Below are 18,354 nucleotides of genomic sequence, written 5' to 3'. Positions count from 1 at the left end.
TAATTATATTTAGCCTTTTTTTATTTATAATCGTTTATTCTAATAAACATATTTAGGAGGGAAAAATGTTAGAATTACTTAACAAAATTGATTCAATAATTTGGGGTCCACCATTACTTATTTTACTTATGGGAACAGGGATATATTTAACTGTAAAATTAAATTTGCTACAAATACTAAAATTACCATTAGCATTAAAGTATATTTTTATGAAAAATAATGATAAAGAAGAGGGAGATGTATCTAGTTTTGCAGCTCTTTGTACTGCATTATCAGCAACTGTTGGAACAGGAAATATAGTTGGTGTAGCAACTGCAATAAAATTAGGTGGTCCAGGAGCTATGTTTTGGATGTGGCTAGCCGCATTTTTTGGAATGGCTACAAAATATGCTGAAGGACTTCTTGCAGTAAAATATAGAAAAATTGATGAAAATGGACAGATGTCTGGCGGTCCAATGTATTATATTCAAAATGGATTAAATAATAAAGTATTGGCAAAAATGTTTGCTATATTTGGAATAGCAGTAGCATTTTTTGGGATAGGAACTTTTGCACAAGTAAATGCAATTACAACTGCTTCTACAATATTATTTAAAGTATCTCCAACAGTTGTAGGAATAATACTAACAATTTTAGTAGCATTGGTAACTCTTGGTGGAATAAAAAGTATATCAAAAGTAGCAGAAATAGTAGTACCTGTGATGGCAATATTATATGTATTAGGTTCTTTGATAGTAATAATAATGAATTTTGATAAAGTACCTGGAGCGATAGGGCTTATATTTAAAAGTGCTTTTACTAAAACGGCAGCATTTGGAGGATTTGCCGGTTCTACACTTATATTAGCATTAAGAAGTGGAGTTGCAAGAGGAGTATTTTCAAATGAATCAGGGCTTGGATCTGCGCCAATAGCTGCAGCTGCAGCTAAAACAAATTCGGCAGTTAGACAGGGTCTTATATCTATGACAGGAACATTTTTTGATACAATTATTATTTGTTCTATGACAGGGCTTATACTGGTTCTTACTGGTGCGTGGACTAGTAAACTTAAAGGTGCAGAATTAACAAGATACGCATTTTCTATTGGTTTAAATAATTTTGGAGAAATAGTAGTTTTACTAGGATTAATATTTTTTGCATTTACAACTATAATAGGGTGGAATTATTATGGTGAAAGATGTACAGAGTATTTATTTGGTGTAAAAGGTATAAAAGGATATAAATATATATTTATAATTTTGATAGCAATAGGTCCATATTTGAAATTAGATTTGATTTGGATATTAGCAGATATTGTTAATGGATTAATGGCTATTCCAAATTTAATAGCAATATTAGGTTTACGAAAAATTATAATAAACGAAACAAATATGTATTTTAATAATTTAAAATATAGTTATGTAAACAAATAAAAAGTTCCCCTAATTTTAGGAGAACTTTTTATTTATTACTAATTGAAGTTGCATTTTTTATAAGATCATCAAATTCATCAAGACTATAAGGTGAAAGTTCTATACTGCTCATATTGTACTCTAAAATATAATCTTTTTTATTTTTTGTATTAAAATTTTCTAATTTAGATTTTATTCTTTTATAGACAATTTTTGCTTGAGGTTCTCTACATCGTGATAATGCAATAACAAATTCGTCACCACCCATTCTAAAAGCTATGTCAGAATCTCTAATAGACTCTAATAAAATTTGACCTGTTGTTGCTAACACTAAATCCCCTTCACTATGACCATAATCGTCATTTATTTTTTTTAAATTCTTTATATCTATAAAAAATAAAGTCATATAATCTTTACTTCTTTTTAAAAGTTTACGATTTAATTCAAAAATATCTATTCCACCTTGTCTATTGTATACTCCTGTTAAAGCATCATATACAGTATTTTTCTTAAGTTCATAAGATAATTTATTTGATTTTGATATATAATATGAAATCAAAAGAGATAAAAGTAAAATAAAAATTAAAGTGTATCTATATATAGTTGTTTTATTAAATATTAAATTATTTAGTGTATTAGTTAGATAATTTGAACTATATCTTGAAACTAAATATATTATATTAAAATTATTATTAGAGAATATATTTGAATTATCAATTTTTTTACTACTAATAATTCCATTTTGTGTCTCAAATTGTGATTTTTCATAAGAATTAATTTTTTCCCATTCTTCTTTAAATTGTGTTTTAAAATTATAAATATTATTATTAATAAAATTTCCATCTTTATTTAAAAAATAAATTTGACTCTGACTTTTTTCAAAATATACAGATAATTCTTTAAAAAAAGTTTCTAAATCAAAATATATAGTTATATCTTCTTTTGAAAATATAATAAAATTTTTTTTTGAATTATTTTTTAATGTATAATATTTATTTAGAGTTATAAATTTTATTATACTTGATTTATTAGATAGTTGTGATATGTAGTTAATATCATTTTTAATTTGTATAATTTTATTTTTTATTAAATTTTCAATAAAATATATATCTTTTTTTTGTTCTAAAATAATATTTTTTTTATATAAATTAAATTGAGTATCTATAATTTGCCAAAAAAATAATCCAGATAAAGAAAAAAGAATAATAAAAACAATTAAAAAGTTTATAAAAAATTGTAAAAAAGAAAATTTGATTTTAGAATTCATTATGCTCACCTCGTAAATAAAATTTGAAATCAAAAAAAATTAAATGTATAATTAATAAAAGGTATTTTACCATATAATATAAGGAGGGTATGCCTATGTCAAGTCAATATTCATTTATTCAATATGAAAAAAACTATCAACATCAATTTAGAAACAAACTTAATAATGCAGAAGAACCCGTAGAAGTATTAAAGATATTCTCTCAAATTATTTCATTAATGCTTAATGAAATATTTGAAGAAGAAATAAAGGTAGAATATGAAGATATTAAACTCTTACCTAACGACGATACTGAATATAAAATAAGTGATAAATTATTAAGCAATCCAAAAGTAAATGAAATATTTAATAATTCAGATATAAAAAATATTATTTTTAGATTTTCTAATACAGCAATACATAAATATCGTAGTTTAAATAAACACAATGAAAAAACAAAATTAAAAATAAGAAATTAATTCCGACTTTTTAGTCGGATTTTTTTATTATATTAGAAAAAATTGCATCAATATTTAGATTTTCTAAAAATTTTTCTTCATAAATAGTATTTGTAGAATAAACCCATATTTTATTATTATTAAAATGAAGAAATTCAACTATTTCTTTTGAAACATACTCTTTTGATAAATTAATAGAGTAGGGAACAAAATTAAAATCAATATATTTATTAAAATTATCCATTTCATTAGCAAAAATAGGAGATAAATTTATAGTATTATCTAATAAAAAAATTTCATTTAAAAGATTATGATTAAAAGAAGAAATCACTATATTATCTTTATTTTTTATTTTTTTTAAAAAATCTATAATTATCTTTGCGAATAATTTATGTTTATTTAAAAAAGAGGGTAACTTTAATTCAATATTTATAATTATATTTTTTGGTAAAAGATTCATGACGATATCTAAAGTAGGAATATATTCTTTATTGATTAAAGGGATTTTCTTTAATTCATCATAATCTAAATTAAAAATATAATTAGTTGAATTTGTCAAACGTTTTAAGTTATAGTCATGAAAGATAATAAGTTTATTATCTTTTGTTAATTGGACATCAAATTCGACACCATCAATTAAATAACTTTCTAAGTTTTTAAAACTAGATATGGAATTTTCTAAATAATCATTTGATGCTCCTCTATGAGCTAATATAAACATATTCTCACCTATTTTTTTAATTTTATGATGAATTCTGTTTTTAGTGTTGAAGAATTTATTATAAAATATCCATTGTATTTTTTTGTTATTTGTAATATATTATATAATTTAAAATAATTTTTATTTTTTAAATCAGATATATAATTTAAATTATCTAGATTTTTTATTACATCTTGAGGTATTTCAATATTATTATCAGTTAATTTTATTATAACAAAATTTTCTTCTTCTTTTGTAGAAATATTTAATTTAAAATAATTTTTTATTCTAAGAAGAATAATGTTTAGTATAGTTTGTTTTATTTGTGATTCATCACCTAATATTTTAGGGATATTATTTAAATCCAAAATAATTTGTGTAGAGTTATTTAATTTTAGATTAGATAAAATATCGTTTATTATTTTATTTATATCAATATAATTTTCAGTACCAAGTATTCCTAGATAATTTTCTTGTAATTTTATTACTCTTTTTATATGATCCAATTCTTTTTCTAAAAATTTTAATTTTTTTATTTCTTCCTCTTTTTTTAGTTTTAATGCAGATAAAAAATCGGGGAAAATATTAATTATTTTTAATAGATTGTTATTTGGATTTTTTATATTTTTTAATTCATTATAAACAATATTATTTAAAAATTTAATATCTCGATTGTTATCACTTTCTTTATTAGCAATTTCATTTTGAATTGATAAATATATTGGATTTATAATATTTCCTAAATTATGCATTAATCCAGATTTGACTTTTACTACACCTTTTTCATATGCTTCTTTAATAAGTTTTTCTTGTTGTTCTTTGATTTTTTTATTAGCTAAATTTAATTCTTTAATTTTGTTTTCTACTTCTTTTTCTAGTTTTTGATTTATTTCTTTAATTTTTTTATTAGCAATAGAATTGTAATAATATTTTAAAGCGATAATAAAAAAAATTATAAGAGTAAAAATAATATAAAAAAGTAATATTTTTATATTCTTAATAAAATAATTTTTAGGTTGATTAATAATAATACTGTCTTTAGGTAAAAGATTTATATTAATATTATATTTTTTTAATAATAAATAATCAAATTTATAAATAGGTTTTAAATTTTCAATAATATTAATATTTTTAGCTTGATATCCATTTAAAATTTTATATGTTATTTCAGCAGCTACTTTACCATGTAATTTACCGTCTATAATGACTCCTCCAACTACTGCATTATTAAAATAAAAATCCCAAGATGTATATACTGGAACAGAAGAATAACTATTAATAAGTTCTTTCATATAATTATATGATACAAAAGATAGATCTTTTGTTTGATTTGTAGGAAACAAATAATAGAGAGTGTTTTTATCACTATTATTTAGTTTTAATTTTAATTCACTAATAGTAAAATTATCAAAAATTTCAAATTCAATATTTTTAAAGCGACTAAAATATTGTTTTACTTCATTTTTTAACTGATTACCAGTTAGAGTATTGTCTGCAATAATAACAATTTTTTTTGTGTTTGGATGAAGTGTAAGCATAAGTTCAATATTTTCAAGATAATTAACTTTTTCAATAATACCAGTCATATTTTTGTATGTATTTAATAAATTTTTATTGAAATTATTTATACCAACAAAAACAACAGGAGTATCTTTAAAGATTGAAATACCTTTATTTAAATAAAAATCTAAAGCATAATTATCAACTAATAAAATAGAATCAAAAGTATAATTTTTAGTTTTTTCTTTTATGAGTTCATATATTAATTTTTTATAATTATCACTATAGTTACGTTTTAAATCAAGATATTCATAAAAAATTTCTACATTAGGAGAATCTTTAAAAACAGAATCAAATCCTTCTGAAATACTATCACTCCAATAAAATCCCTTATGATAAGATTGAATAACTAGGATTTTTTTATTTGCAAAAATAGTAATTGAAAATAGCATAAAAATAAGTATAGATTTTAAAAAAAGTCTCATTTTAATTATCACCTTTAAATTATATATTTATTAATATTATCATATAAAATGAGATTATTCTATATCAATATTAATATTTTTTAATTCATCATCTTCTGGAAAGATAGTTTTTAATATTTTAAGAAGTTCTTTTTGTTTGGTAATATGTTTATTATATTCAGAAAGCTCCATTTCAAAAACGTTATCAGGCAAATGTTTCTTTTGATCTAATAAAATACTCTTATTTAAAATTAATTCAGATTTATATTTGTTTTTTAAATTTTCTAATTCTGGTTTTGAAAGTTTTTCTTCTATAAAGAGTTCAATTTCTCTTATTGTTATATGTTTTTTTCTATTATGAAGTTTTCCCATTGAAATCACCTCAATTAAATTTTAACGGAATCCTATATAATAATTATACATTATAATACTATCTTTTGTCATTTAAAAATAAGTATAAATTGAATTTTTTTAAAAAAAAATGATATAATATAAAAAACTAATAATATTTTAATAGAAAAATACTAATATAATTAATAGTAAAGTAAAAAAAGAAAGGGGTTTAAATGGAAAAGAAAGAAAAAATTTTAATAGTTGAAGATGATATAAAAATTTCTAGAATAATAGAGTTACAGTTAAAACATGAAGGGTATAATACAGATATAGCTTTTGATGGAATAGAAGCTATAAAAAAAATAGAAAATAATAACTATGATTTGATATTATTAGATTTAATGATACCTAAAATGAGTGGAATAGAAGTTTGCCAAAGAACAAGAGAAATAAGTGATGTACCTATAATAATGGTAACTGCAAAAGATGAAATAGATGATAAAGTAAAAGGACTTGATATGGGGGCTGACGATTATTTAACAAAACCATTTGAATTTAAAGAATTATCAGCTAGAATTAGAGCTAATTTAAGAAAAGTAAGAAAAGAAAAAAATAAAGAAATAGTAAAAGTAAATGATCTTATATTAAATAAAGATACTTTTGAAGTTTTTAGAGGTGGTAAAAAATTAGATTTATCAAGAACAGAATACGATTTATTATACTTGCTAATGGAAAATAAAGGAATAGTACTTACAAGAGAAAAAATTCTTAATAAAATATGGGGATATGATTATTACGGAAGTGATAATATTTTAGATGTGTATATAAAATATTTAAGAGATAAAGTAGATAAACCATTTGATAAAAAACTTATACAAACAGTAAGAGGGGTAGGATATATAATAAAAGAGGTAGATTAAATGAAAAATATTTTTAATAAAATAAGCGATAAAGTATATTCATTAAAGATATCTTATAGGATAACATTTATTTATACAATGTTTTTCTTAGTTATATTGCTTTTTATAAACATAATAGTTTCAAGTTTAACAAATGTAATAATACTCGGAATGATGAAAAATGAGTTAATAAATCAACGTAATTATGTATTTGCACAGCTTCAACAATATAATACTTTTGGTGGAAGTGTAATAAATTTAAAAAATTTATTGCTTAGTTTAAACAGAGAAGATAAATATATCTATAGCAATATAAAATATCAGAAGAATGATTATTATTGGACATATAAAAATATGACAATAAAAATACCTTTAGAAAAGAATTTAAATAGCATAAATGTTTATAGATTAGAAGATGGAACAACCTTTTTGTATCTTAATTCAAAATATGAAAAAGGAGATTTAAAAATAAATTTACAACTTATAAAAGATATAACAGAGTTGAATAATTTTTATACAGTATTGAGAATGATACTTTTTATTACATCAATAATCTCGCTTATAACATCAATATTTTTAGGAAAAATATTAACTAAAAGCATATTAACACCTATTAAAAATATAACTAATACATCAAAAGATATAACAGTAAAAAATTTAGATAAAAGAATAACATTACCTGAAAATGATGACGAGATAACAGAGCTTATAAATGTAATAAATACAATGATAGAAAGGTTAGAAATTTCTTTTAAAAATCAAAGTAAATTTATTTCAGACGCATCACATGAGCTTCGAACACCATTATCAGTAATAAATGGTTATATAGATATATTAGATAGTTGGGGTAAAGATAACAAAGAAATATTAGATGAGTCAATTGTTACAATAAAAGATGAAGTAATGAATATGACGAATCTTATAGAAAGACTTTTATTTATTGCAAGAGAAGATAATAAAAAAATTCAATTAAATCTAGATAAAATAAATGTAAAAGAACTTATTGATAAAATATCAAAAGATACAAAATTAATAGATAAAAATAAGCATAACTTTATAATTAAAAATGAAATAGAGTATTTTATTTATGCAGATAAAAAATTAATCTTACAATTAATACGTATAATATTAGAAAATAGTATAAAATATACAGAAGCTGGAGGAGAAATTAAAATATATACTTACTTAGAATCCGAAAATAGAATAGCAATAGTTATAGAAGATACAGGAATAGGGATTCCAAAAGAAGATATTCCGAATTTATTTAATAGATTTTATAGAGTAGACGAATCAAGAGCAAAAAAAACAGGTGGAACAGGGTTAGGACTCTCTATTGCAAAATCAATAGTAGATATGCATAATGGGAATATTTTTATAGAAAGTGAGCTTGGAAAAGGAACAAAAACAACAATTATATTAACAAAAAAAAGAGAATTAGAGTAAATATTCTCTTTTTTTTGTTAATAAATTAAAGAACTCAAAGAAATTATTATCAATTATTTTATTATTCTTCTTATAGATTTCGATACTAGTTGATAAATCAATGTTTTTAAATCTATAAGATATACCATTGAGAGTATATTTGATGAAATCAATATCTTTATAATAATAAAGAGAATTATTTTTTATTAACCAATTAAGTTTTGATATATTTTCTTCGGATAAAAATTGTTTATTAGTTATTGCTAAATTAAAAATATATTTTGAAGATTCTTTTAGAGAATCATTAAAAAGTTTTTGGTAATTTTTTGCTAAAAAATGATCAAAATATATATCTAAAAGTATCTTTTTATATAATTTATATTCTTTAAAAAAAATAGTGTTTTTCAGGTATATATTATTATTATCAACAAAGCTATCTAACTGTCTATGTAAGATAATTCCATTAATTATATTTTTTGGTAAGTCTAGATAAGAGGGATTTCCTTTAAAAAAATCTCCAAATATATTTCCAAAATCTTTTTCAGGAATATGTGTAGTTATAATAGAATGCCCTAAATAATTCATATAATATCCTCTTTATTTATTTCGATGACTTCACCAGTTGTAATATTTAATTTATCTAGAGAAAGATTAGCAAATTTTATTCTTTTTAAATAAACGACCTCATTATTTATTGCTTTTAGCATCTCTTTTACTTGATGAAATTTTCCTTCTATAATAGTTAAAAGAATTTTATTACTTTTTAATTTATTTACTTTAGAAGGTTTAGTTAAATAATTATTAAGAATTATAACACCATTTTCTAGCTTATAGATATCATCCTTAGAAATTTCATTTTTTAAATGTACTTCATAGGTTTTTTCAATATGTTTTTTTGGTGAAAGAAGAGAATGAGCAAATTTCCCGTCGTTAGTAAGTAATAATAATCCTTCGGTATCAATATCAAGTCTACCAACAGGGAAAAGATTTTTTTTAATTACAAAGTTAGGTAAAATGTCTAAAACAGTTCTGTGTATATTATCTTCAGTAGCACTAATGACTCCATTAGGTTTATTTAATACATAATATCTAAATGCTTTATATTTTAGAATATTATTATTATAGGAAATAATATCTTTATTTTCATTAATTTTAATATTATTATTTTTTATAATAATATCATTTACTTTAATTTTTCCAGATTTTATAATATTTTTCACTTCACTTCTTGTACCTATTCCACATTCAGTTAAATATTTATCTAATCTCATATAATCTCCTTTATTGTTACAATCAAAATTTTTATATTTATAAACACAATTTGTTATATTATTAGGTTTAACATTATATTTAGTTTACAATTCTTTATAAGATAATTTATGTTTTGACTTTTCGAAAATTATTTTTATTACAAGCTCTTTATCAGAATTGTTTTATTTTTTGTTTTCAATGCTATAAAAAACGCACCTCCATTTAGTAATAGACAGTTTTTTCTTTTTCTTGCCTAGTAAATGGGGTGCATTTTCGATTAGTCTCCTAATTTTTTTAATATTATATCTAAATTATATCTTTTTTTTATATCTTTTTGTAAATCTTTTGCTAAATTTTCAGCAATTAGATACTTTGAAACTAATAAAAAATTTTTATTATGTTGAATAATTTGAGTATCAATAATAGTATTTATTTTATTATTAATATTATAAACTTCATTTTTATCTTTTGATTTTAAAAAGATAACTTTATAGTTATTTTTCCAAATAACAGGATTATATTTATAATTTGATTTTATCTCTTTTGCTAAATCACTAGCTAATTTTATAGAATATTGTTTTTTTGAAAAAAGTCTATAAAAATTACCAATTTTATAAATTTGAGTATCAATAATAGTAGCTAAATTTTTTTGAACTTTTTTCGGGATATCAATACTATTTGAAGATATAATTTGAATTTGATAAAAATTATCAGGTATATCAAATTCAAAAGGAGTATCTAAATTAGATTTTATAGAATCTTCAGTAGTTAAAGCACTTGAGGTAGTAGATATAGGAATATTAGAAATATTTTCAATCTCATTAATAATATTTTTATTATTTTCAGATTTTATATGAGATTGTATAGGAATATTGATTTTTTTAGGCTTTGAATAATGAAAAATTATTCCTCCCAAAATAAAACCAAACCCAAGTCCTAGTAAAAAGTATATTTTTCGCATTTTTCCTCCATAGTATTATATATAATATAAATCAATTATATAATATTTTTATATTTTTTTCAAATAGAATAAAAAGATAAACTAATAACAAGGAAAATAAAAAAAATATCGAATATAATTATACATAAAAAATTTTTTAATGCTGGAGGAGATTATGGAAAAGAGATTTAATTCATTTAATGGAGTATTTTTACCTACGTTTCTTACTATAATAGGAGTTATATACTTTTTAAGACTTGGATGGGTAGTAGGAAATGCAGGATTGTTAGGGGCAATATCAATAATTGTACTAGCTCATATTATTACAGTAGCAACAGCACTATCTATGGCTTCTATCTCTACAAATATGAAAGTAAAAGGTGGCGGAGCATATTATATGATTTCTAGAAGTTTAGGACTAGAAATAGGTGGAAGTATAGGAATACCATTATACCTCTCACAAGCTATATCAGTTTCTTTATATGTAATAGGATTTATTGAATCTATAAAGCAAATATTTCCATCATTTTTTGAAAAAAGTATGAAAATATCACTAGGATTTATAAATACAGATTTAAATACTTTAATATTATCATTAATAATAACTATATTGATAGGAGCAATATCAATAATAGGAGCAGATTTAGCAATTAAAGCACAATATTTTATTTTTGGGATTTTAATTTTAGCACTTATAAATATTATTATTTCTGGTAATTATAATAATGATATTGTATTAGTGGGTAATTTTAGTGAAAGTAAAAATTATTTTCAGACTTTTGCAATATTTTTTCCAGCAGTAACAGGGATATTAGCAGGCGTGAGTATGTCGGGAGATTTAAAAAATCCTAAAAAGGATATACCAAAAGGAACATTTTGGGCAATAGGAATTACTTTTGTAATATATTTATTTCAGACATTTTGGTTTAGTAAAAATATAAGTGTAGATGCATCAATGGATAAACTAATTTTAGTAAGAAATGGAATAACGAAATTTCCAATTATAGTAATATTAGGAATATGGGCAGCAACATTATCATCAGCTTTAGGAAGTATAATCGCAGCACCACGGACAATGCAAGCATTAGCAAGAGATGGAGTACTTCCAAATATACTTGGTAAAGGTAGTGGAAAGAATGACGAGCCTAAAATAGCAACAGTTATAACATTTTTTATAGCATTATTTTTTATATTAATGGGAAAACTTGATATAGTAGCACCTGTAATAACTATGTTTTTTTTGAATACATATGGTGCTGTAAATCTAGTATCTGGACTTGAAGTTATAGTAGGAAATCCAAGTTTTAGACCTACTTTTAAAACGCCATGGTATATATCTTTAATAGGAGCATTAGGTTCTTATATGGTAATGTTTTTAATTAATAAAACAGCAACAATAGTTTCTATAGTTATTATATTAATTATTTATTTCTATTTAAGTAATAAAAATTTTAAAACAACATGGGGCGATCTAAGAACAGGAATATGGGCAGCAATTGCAAGATTTTCACTATTAAAAATAAGATTTGATACTGATGTAGAGATTAATATAAAAGAAAAAAATTGGAAACCAAATATTTTAGTATTTTCAGGAACTCCAAATCAAAGACAAAGACTTGTTTATCTTGCAGATGTACTTTCAAAAGGTAAAGGAATTATTATATTACTTACTTATATAATTGGTGAAATAGAAAACAAAATAAAAACAAAAAAAATAGTTATGGAAAATATGAAAAAGTATATTCAAGAAAACAATATATTGGCATTTCCAGAGGTAATAATAGCAAAATCTATGAGAGAAGCTAGCACTTATGCAGTACAAGCAAATGGTCTTGGGAGTATAAAGTCTAATACTGTTTTATTAGGAGTTACAGAACATAAAGAACATTATAAAGATTATGTAGGTTTTTTAATTGATATGATAAATATTGATAGAAATATAATTTTATTAAAATATGATGAAGAAAGAGAATTTGGAAATAAAAAACAGATAGATATATGGTGGGGAGGGCTAGAAAATAACGGAAGACTTATGTTAACTATAGCACATATATTTTCTCTTAATGATGAATGGAAAAATGTAAATATTACTTTGAAAAGTATAATAACAAATAAAGAAACACAAGAAAGTAAAAAAGAAAAATTAGAACATATGTTAGAATATTTAGGAATGAAAGCAAAAGTAGAAATGATACATATTAATGGGAAAAAAGTAAAAGATATTATACATGAAAATTCAAAAAATGCTGATTTAGTAATAATGGGACTTGCCAATCCTATATTTGGTTTAGAAGAAGATTATATAAATAGGATATATGAATTAACAGAAACATTACCAACAACATTACTTGTAAAAGGAGTAAATTTAATAGAAAAATAAAATAAAACCACTCAAAATATTTATTGAGTGGTTTTATTTTTAATTAAAATATACCTTTATTTTCATAAGATAACATATAAGTTCTTTGATTATCCCACTTGATACCAAATTCTAAATTACTTCCATTAGATACATTTATATTTAATTTTGTAGCAAGAGAAGCAGAATTTATATCAAAATTATTGTCAATGTTACCTTCTATTCCTAAATTAGCTTTTTCATTTAATAAAAATGCTAAAGTAGTATATAATTCTTCATATTGTTTATTATTATTTTTCTCTAAATAAAATCTATAGTCTATGTTTAATAGAGTGATATCTGAAATGTAATAATCAACTAAAGCATCTAAAGTATTTTGTAATCCTTGACTTTTAAAAGTATATTTTGCTCCAAAAATATATTTTGCATAAGAATAATATGGTGTTTCTACAGGTATACCTAATTTGATACCAAATTCTGTATAATTATTATTTGCAAAATATTGCTTTAGAGATAATTCTGTAAAATCAAATATTCCGTATTGTAATGAAATATTATTATTCCCCTTAAAATTAGTTTTAATTTTTAGAAAATAATTATGAGGTTTTAAAGAAGTAGATCTTTCTATTTCGTTACCAGTAGAAAAATAAGTTGTATCTAGTGGATACTTTGATAATTTTCTTTCTTTTTTTAATTTCTTTTTATAATTGTATAACTCTTTATCAAATCCACTATAGATAGCTATATTACCTTTTTTTATTGATAATAATTTAGTAAGATTGATAATTTTTGCATTACTTGTAGTATTAAATACTTCTGTTATTTCAATTTCGCCAATTTTTTCTTTAGCAAAATCTTCAGTTTCATTTGTTACAGCATTTTTTAATTTATTAGAAAGTTGATATACATTATATATTTGATGAGGTTTTATATTTCTATTTTTTCCATAATTTAAAGTAACAGTATTTAATTTTTTGTCTACAATAACTATTTCATCTTTATATTTTAAGATGTTTTCTTTATATTTTTTTTCATTAAGATTATTATTTTTAATAAAATTATTTAATTTTTCTTGTTCAGTATTATTATTTAATTCAACTAACCATACATAATAAAAATCATTATCTTCATAACTATCAACTAAAGTTGGTGATAATTCTTCTTTTATATTTTCTTGAGTAGTGATTTTAGTCTTAGTGCCGTTATTAGTTCTTTCAGTATTTAATTGTGATTTAATCATGACTTTTTTATTAGCAGCTAGTTCTACTCTAGCGCTAGTTATTGCTTCTTTTCTAATTTGATCAATTGTTTTATTAGGTGATTTAGCAGCAGAACCAATAGCAGAATTTACACCAGTAATAATATAATTATTTAACCACCAAGGAGCTTTATTTTGAATTTTATAGATATGAAAAGTATCCTCAGAAAAAGATAAAGAAAACATTAAGATGAATAAAAATAAAAATATTTTTTTCATTAAATTACCTCCATTTAATTTCTAACTATTATAATAATACACTATATTTTCACATTTTTAAATTAAATATTACTTAAAAAAAATATTTTTATTTAATTTTAATCTATTAATTGTACGATATATATTTTAATATAAGTCTTGTATTACTTTTTTAGGTTTTCTATCAATTGTAAATAAACCCCAATGTTTTTCAGGTTCTAATGGATTATTTGAACCTTTCCAATCTTCATCAAAAGCTTCAAAAATAAAATATTTCTATATTATCATTTTTTGCCCAAGTATAGGTATCAATAAAATATTTCATTGCATTTTCTCTTGATGGTATAGCCCCCCAAGTACTTGAACCAATATTTGGCCACCCCGTTTCAGTAATTATAACTTTTTTATTTTTAGCAGCTTTTTTGGCTCGCGCATACATATCTTTCATATATGGAAGAGCATATTCTCTAGCACATCCTTCCCAAAAAGGATAACAGTTTGCTAAAATAAGATAACATGCGTCAGCTATTTCTGGTTTTTCTTCAAATTCATAATAAGCATCAACATATCCTACTTCAATATTAGGAACTTCACTTTTAGCTTTATTTATGTATTCTATTAATTCTTCTTTTGAAATATCTTCTCTAAGCATTACTTCATTACCTATTGCTAAAATATCTACATATCCTTCTTTAGCTATTTTTATAGCATTTTCTATTTCAATATGATTTTTTTCTTTTTCTTTTCCAATCCATGCTCCTACTAAAGTTTTTAGTCCCATTTCTTTGGCAATTTTGGGGATTAATTCATTACCTTCAGTACAAGAAAAAATTCTTATCCATTCTGTATAAGGTTTAATAATTTCAAGTCTTTCTTTTATCTGTTCTTCAGTAATTTTATCTCCAGGTTTTTGATTTTTTACATAAGGACTAAAACATATACCGTGTAATTTTTTTTTTTAAAATTTCAGAAAATTGATTTCTTAAATCACTATCTTTTACTTTTATATTACCTCCAACTAAATGCATATAACCATAATTTTTACTAGACATAATAAAACCTCCCCAAATTTTAATGATTTTAAAACTTTGTATTGAGTAAATTAATATTTAATAATAACAAAGTATATTTATTACTATGTATAATACACTGTTTTTGAAAAAAATAAACCCTAAAAGTATTATTTGAACCAAAACAAAAAAATAGATACTAAATATAGTTAAACAAAATAAAAAGTTCCTGTATTATACAGGAACTTTTTATTTTGTTTTTATAAATTCAGGTTTCCTATTTTTAAAGTTACAAATATAATTTACACCAAAATTATTTAATAATTCATATACATCTTTTGCATAATTTCCTAAAGTTGTAGGTGAATGAGAATCAGTACCAAAAGTAATTATTTCACCACCAAATTCTATATATCTTTTTATAATTTCAGAATTTGGATGGAATTCTTTAAAACCTTTATTTCTAAAAGAAGTATTTATTTCTATGCCTTTTCCTTTTGAAATAAGTAGTTTTAATATTTCATCTAAAACATCTTGGAGGTCCTTATATTTAAAACCTTTTTTATCAAAATCACCATATCTAATAATGTAATCTAAATGTCCATAGCAATCAAAATTATCAAAATTTTTAATACTTTCAAGCATATATAAAAAATATCTTTCATATCCTTCAAGTTGTGTTATTTCATCCCAATATTCTTCCCATAGAGCACTTATATAGTTCACTCTATGAGTAGAAGCAAGTACATAATCAAATTTATGAGTTTTAACAATTTTATCAAATTTATCTAATTTATCTATTAAAAGGCCCATTTCAATACCAAGACCCATTTCAATTTTATCAGAATATTTTGATTTTAGTTTATTGTATTCAATAACATATTGATTATAATTTATTTTTTCAATATCTTTTAAGAGCTCAAAATGATCAGTAAATACTATTTTATTGATCTTTTTATTAATAGCTGCTTCTAAAATTTCTTGCATAGTAAATTTACCGTCATGAGACCAATTTGTATGAACGTGATGATCAGCAATATACATAAGTCCTCCTATATTTCTATTTTTATAAATTCAGGTTTTTGTTTATTAAATTTTGTAATATATTTAAATTCAAGTTCATTTAATATTCTCATTACTTCAAAATAATGAGCACCTAACCTATCAGGGAAATGTGCATCAGAACCATAAGTAATAATTTCGCCACCAAGTTCTTTATAAATTTTAAGGATTTCAATGCTTGGATTAATAGATTTTAAAGGATAAAACAATCCGCCAGCATTAACTTCAATTCCCTTATTATTTTTTATTAAATGATTCAGAATCATTTTAATAATCTCTTCTGAATGAGTTATATCATAATCAGCAACTTCTTTTGAATAACGACGAAGTAAATCCATATGCCCTATTACATTAAAATTGTTGTAATGAGTAATATTATAATACATTTCTTCAAAATATTTTGTATAAATTTCATCGACAGTTTTACCTTTAAAAAACTTTTTTGTATAAAGATCTACATTTTCTACACAATGTTGTGAAGCAATTATAAAATCATAATCTTTATTATGTGTAAACATTTTACATTCATCAATTATATGACTTTGTAAACCAATTTCTAAACCTAATTTTAATGAAATTTTATTGTTGTACTTTTCTTTTAGTTCATTAAATTTAATAAAATATTTTTCGTCATTAAGTAAAAAATTAAAATTTTCTTCTGGATAATCAATATCATGATGTTCTGTAAAACAAAGTTCTGTAATATTTTTTGTGATAGCTCCTTTTATCATGTCTTCCATATCAATATTACAATCTTCTGAAAAATTACTATGTGTATGATAATCATAAATTTTCATTTTAATCCCCCATTTTCTTTTATCATATTTTCAAAAATCTTTTTTAATTCGGAATATTCTAGTATAAATTTTTCTAAATATTTTTTTCCATTATTACTTAATCCATATACTCCACGGTTAATATGAGTATAAAAGTTATAAAAATTTGTATAAAGTATTTGGCCACTTTTTTCTATTTTAGTAATTTTTTTTATTTTTTTTGGTGAAAGATTACCATATTTTAATAGAACATAAGCTATAAAAAGAGCTTGTTCTCTATATGCAGTAATAATTTTAGTTTTATTAGTCCCACCGATATTTAGATTATTTTTTCTAGTCAAAATTTCTTTTTTTATTTTATTTCTTTTAGATTTATTGTTATAGAAATTATACTCTTCAAAAGGTGATATTATTTCTTCTAATTTATTATTTTTTATAATAAATAAACCAATATTTAGACGTTTTAGAAGTGTTAATATTTTTCTTCTAGTTTGTAAATTTTTAGGAAGTTTAGGAGTAGCTACATATACATAATCAGCAACTTTTTGTCTTTCTATTGCTTGTAAAATTAAAGTAAGATTAATAGAAAGTTTCATTTCAATTACAATTAATTCTTCTTCTTTTAAAGCTACGAGGTCACAGTTTTTAACCTCACCTTTAACAATATATCCTTTTTCAATAAAATATTTTTCAATGGGTTTGTATAATTCTGTTTCATTCATATATAAGCTCCTAGTAATTTTGATATAATTATATCATATTTAAATACAATTAAAAATATAAAAATCTTTTCTATTAAGAAAAATTTTAATTTTAAATCAATCTATTTATAAAGATAAAAAACAGGATTAATTTATATTAATCCTGTTTTTTATCTTTTTTCTTTGACATTACTAATTTAGCAAAATTTTCAATAGAAAAATCATTTATATCAGTTAATTCTTTTTTGATGAGTTTGAAAAAACAAGCAGGGATTTCTCGATATTTAAGGTTTTTTTGTATACATAAATCACAATTATTTATAAATCCATTTTTAGGATTAAACTTACATTCTGTATCTACACAATTACAAAAATGATTTGACATC

Annotated in this window: 20 protein-coding genes; 5 read left to right on the top strand and 15 right to left on the bottom strand. The window is 22.0% G+C overall.

Annotated features, from left to right (window positions below; all coding sequences use genetic code 11):
• The first annotated feature begins 65 nt into the window (after positions 1-65).
• On the top strand, positions 66-1,412 hold the full coding sequence (locus tag EV215_RS04220; RefSeq protein WP_134112749.1) for an alanine/glycine:cation symporter family protein: 1,347 nt from the start codon (positions 66-68) through the stop codon (positions 1,410-1,412).
• Positions 1,413-1,440: 28 nt separating this feature from the next.
• On the opposite strand, the gene EV215_RS04215 is transcribed toward EV215_RS04220, so the two are convergent.
• The gene (locus EV215_RS04215) at positions 1,441-2,658 is read right to left on the bottom strand and encodes a GGDEF domain-containing protein (protein WP_134112748.1); all 1,218 of its coding nucleotides are present in this window, start codon (positions 2,656-2,658) and stop codon (positions 1,441-1,443) included.
• A 95-nt stretch (positions 2,659-2,753) separates the two neighbouring features.
• On the opposite strand from EV215_RS04215, the gene EV215_RS04210 reads away from it, so the two are divergent.
• A complete protein-coding gene (locus tag EV215_RS04210) occupies positions 2,754-3,116 on the top strand; it encodes a hypothetical protein (RefSeq protein ID WP_134112747.1) in 363 nt (120 codons plus the stop codon).
• A gap of 10 nt (positions 3,117-3,126) precedes the next feature.
• On the opposite strand, the gene EV215_RS04205 is transcribed toward EV215_RS04210, so the two are convergent.
• From EV215_RS04205 to EV215_RS04195, 3 genes are read right to left on the bottom strand one after another with little or no spacing between them, the layout of a single operon-like run.
• The gene (locus EV215_RS04205) at positions 3,127-3,816 is read right to left on the bottom strand and encodes a glycerophosphodiester phosphodiesterase (protein ID WP_134112746.1); all 690 of its coding nucleotides are present in this window, start codon (positions 3,814-3,816) and stop codon (positions 3,127-3,129) included.
• An 8-nt stretch (positions 3,817-3,824) separates the two neighbouring features.
• On the bottom strand, positions 3,825-5,780 hold the full coding sequence (locus tag EV215_RS04200) for an ABC transporter substrate-binding protein (protein ID WP_134112745.1): 1,956 nt from the start codon (positions 5,778-5,780) through the stop codon (positions 3,825-3,827).
• Between the two features lie 54 nt (positions 5,781-5,834).
• Positions 5,835-6,131, bottom strand: a complete 297-nt coding sequence (locus EV215_RS04195) for a hypothetical protein (protein ID WP_134112744.1) — start codon at positions 6,129-6,131, stop codon at positions 5,835-5,837.
• A 194-nt stretch (positions 6,132-6,325) separates the two neighbouring features.
• Here EV215_RS04195 and EV215_RS04190 point away from each other — a divergent pair, with 194 nt between their 5' ends.
• Both EV215_RS04190 and EV215_RS04185 read left to right on the top strand, forming a co-directional pair.
• Complete coding sequence (locus EV215_RS04190) at positions 6,326-7,012, top strand: response regulator transcription factor (protein WP_134112743.1); 687 nt, start codon at positions 6,326-6,328, stop codon at positions 7,010-7,012.
• Entirely contained in the window at positions 7,013-8,434 is a 1,422-nt protein-coding gene (locus tag EV215_RS04185) for a sensor histidine kinase (RefSeq protein ID WP_134112742.1), read from the top strand.
• Here EV215_RS04185 and EV215_RS04180 read toward each other — a convergent pair.
• From EV215_RS04180 to EV215_RS04170, 3 genes are all read right to left on the bottom strand, one after another.
• Entirely contained in the window at positions 8,426-8,998 is a 573-nt protein-coding gene (locus EV215_RS04180) for an ACP phosphodiesterase (RefSeq protein ID WP_134112741.1), read from the bottom strand. The two genes, EV215_RS04185 and EV215_RS04180, sit on opposite strands and share 9 nt — an antisense overlap.
• Entirely contained in the window at positions 8,995-9,684 is a 690-nt protein-coding gene (locus tag EV215_RS04175; protein WP_134112740.1) for a pseudouridine synthase, read from the bottom strand. The genes EV215_RS04180 and EV215_RS04175 overlap by 4 nt, the downstream gene beginning before the upstream one ends.
• A 257-nt stretch (positions 9,685-9,941) precedes the next feature.
• Positions 9,942-10,625 carry a hypothetical protein gene (locus EV215_RS04170; RefSeq protein WP_134112739.1) on the bottom strand — a complete coding sequence of 228 codons (684 nt, stop codon included), beginning with the start codon at positions 10,623-10,625 and terminating at the stop codon, positions 9,942-9,944.
• Between the two features lie 154 nt (positions 10,626-10,779).
• On the opposite strand from EV215_RS04170, the gene EV215_RS04165 reads away from it, so the two are divergent.
• Entirely contained in the window at positions 10,780-12,984 is a 2,205-nt protein-coding gene (locus EV215_RS04165; RefSeq protein WP_166667346.1) for an amino acid permease, read from the top strand.
• A 43-nt stretch (positions 12,985-13,027) separates the two neighbouring features.
• Here EV215_RS04165 and EV215_RS04160 read toward each other — a convergent pair whose 3' ends face one another.
• From EV215_RS04160 to EV215_RS04135, 8 genes are all read right to left on the bottom strand, one after another.
• Positions 13,028-14,440, bottom strand: a complete 1,413-nt coding sequence (locus EV215_RS04160) for a hypothetical protein (RefSeq protein ID WP_134112737.1) — start codon at positions 14,438-14,440, stop codon at positions 13,028-13,030.
• Positions 14,441-14,566: 126 nt separating this feature from the next.
• Positions 14,567-14,686 (bottom strand): hypothetical protein, encoded by a 120-nt coding sequence (locus EV215_RS10725; RefSeq protein WP_371682584.1) that lies wholly within the window; start codon positions 14,684-14,686, stop codon positions 14,567-14,569.
• Positions 14,679-15,314, bottom strand: coding sequence for a glycoside hydrolase family 17 protein (locus tag EV215_RS10575; protein WP_503465904.1), 636 nt, complete (start codon positions 15,312-15,314; stop codon positions 14,679-14,681). Before EV215_RS10575 ends, EV215_RS10725 begins: the two co-directional genes overlap by 8 nt.
• 34 nt (positions 15,315-15,348) lie before the next feature.
• On the bottom strand, positions 15,349-15,471 hold the full coding sequence (locus EV215_RS10665) for a hypothetical protein (protein WP_306767443.1): 123 nt from the start codon (positions 15,469-15,471) through the stop codon (positions 15,349-15,351).
• A gap of 207 nt (positions 15,472-15,678) precedes the next feature.
• The gene (locus EV215_RS04150) at positions 15,679-16,473 is read right to left on the bottom strand and encodes a histidinol-phosphatase HisJ family protein (RefSeq protein WP_134112736.1); all 795 of its coding nucleotides are present in this window, start codon (positions 16,471-16,473) and stop codon (positions 15,679-15,681) included.
• Positions 16,474-16,481: 8 nt separating this feature from the next.
• Complete coding sequence (locus tag EV215_RS04145; protein WP_134112735.1) at positions 16,482-17,288, bottom strand: histidinol-phosphatase HisJ family protein; 807 nt, start codon at positions 17,286-17,288, stop codon at positions 16,482-16,484.
• Positions 17,285-17,989, bottom strand: coding sequence for a DUF2161 family putative PD-(D/E)XK-type phosphodiesterase (locus tag EV215_RS04140; RefSeq protein ID WP_134112734.1), 705 nt, complete (start codon positions 17,987-17,989; stop codon positions 17,285-17,287). The genes EV215_RS04145 and EV215_RS04140 overlap by 4 nt, the downstream gene beginning before the upstream one ends.
• Positions 17,990-18,125: 136 nt before the next feature.
• Positions 18,126-18,353, bottom strand: a complete 228-nt coding sequence (locus tag EV215_RS04135) for a DUF6485 family protein (protein WP_134112733.1) — start codon at positions 18,351-18,353, stop codon at positions 18,126-18,128.
• Position 18,354: the final 1 nt, after the last annotated feature.

The organism is Hypnocyclicus thermotrophus (assembly GCF_004365575.1).
GTDB lineage: Bacteria > Fusobacteriota > Fusobacteriia > Fusobacteriales > Fusobacteriaceae > Hypnocyclicus > Hypnocyclicus thermotrophus.
This window is presented reverse-complemented; position numbering and strand designations above follow the sequence as displayed.